Genomic DNA, 1,157 nt, shown 5'->3' on the forward strand with positions numbered 1-1,157 from the left:
GGCCGAAGTCGTTAAGTACGTCCTGGATGACGGACACACATGCGCTCAGGCAGCCCGTGCTTTCAACCTGGTCGCCGAAACGATCCGCAACTGGGTGAACGCCGAAAAAGAGAAGCGCAAGGGAAACACCACAGAAGCGCGCGAGGCAGTCGATCGGGCACAGCTTGCAGAGCTGGAGCGCAAGGTCAAGGAACTTGAGGCAGAGAACTCGTTCCTGAAAAAAGCGGCGGCCTACTTCGCGAAGGAGCAAGGGTGAGTGAGAAGTTCGCACTCATCGACGCGGAGCGGGCCAATTTTGAGATCAAGATGATGTGCCGGCTGCTCGGCGTTTCCACCTCCGGCTTCTACGAATGGTGGCATCGTCCGTTATCGGACCGGGCACTCCGACGCGAAGCGCTCAAAATCCGCATCGAGGAGGAGTTCGCCAAATCCGACCGCACCTACGGCTACCGGCGCGTCCACGCCGAACTCGGGCGTGCCGGAATCAAGATCGACGACGAGACGGTCCGCGACCTGATGCGCGAGATGGACCTTGTTCCAGTGCAGGTCAAGAAGCGTAGAAGCCTCACGGTCGCCGACGAGGACGCCGGGCCGATCCCCGACCTGGTCAAGCGCGACTTCACCGCCGAGGCGCCGGGAGCAAAGATGATTGGCGACATCACGCAGATCGACACCGGCGAGGGGCCGCTGTTCTTGGCCACCGTGATCGACTGTTTCTCCAAATCCGTGATCGGCTGGTCGGTCGACACGCGCTACCCGGCACGCTTGGTCAGCGCGGCAATCGACATGGCTGCTGGGCGGATCACTCTTCCTGAAGATGCCATTTTCCATTCCGATCGGGGAAGCCAGTACACGTCGATCGAATTCGGTAAGACGCTCGACAAGTACAAGATTCGCAGGTCGGTGGGCCGAACGGGGATTTGCTTCGACAACGCGATGGCGGAATCTTTCTTCGGGAAGCTGAAGACCGAGATGGTGCACCACCGAGTTTTCGCTACACGAGCTGAAGCGCGGCGCGCGCTCATCCAGTACATCGAAGGCTTCTATAATCCGCGGCGACTTCATTCAGGGCTCGGTTATCGACCCCCGCTCGAAGTCCTCGACGAATGGTTCGATAATCAGTCGGTTGCGTGATAGAGTCGACCATATAGTTGCGT

Annotated in this window: 2 protein-coding genes; both read left to right on the forward strand. The window is 59.4% G+C overall.

Annotated elements, in window-relative coordinates; all coding sequences use genetic code 11:
* On the forward strand, nt 1-256 hold a 256-nt coding region (locus tag ITP53_RS55460; RefSeq protein ID WP_195903506.1), incomplete at its 5' end, for a transposase.
* Entirely contained in the window at nt 253-1,134 is an 882-nt protein-coding gene (locus tag ITP53_RS55465; RefSeq protein WP_195903507.1) for an IS3 family transposase, read from the forward strand. The genes ITP53_RS55460 and ITP53_RS55465, both read left to right, overlap by 4 nt.
* Nucleotides 1,135-1,157: the final 23 nt, after the last annotated feature.

This window comes from Nonomuraea cypriaca, from assembly GCF_015645445.1.
GTDB classification, from domain to species: Bacteria; Actinomycetota; Actinomycetes; order Streptosporangiales; family Streptosporangiaceae; genus Nonomuraea; species Nonomuraea cypriaca.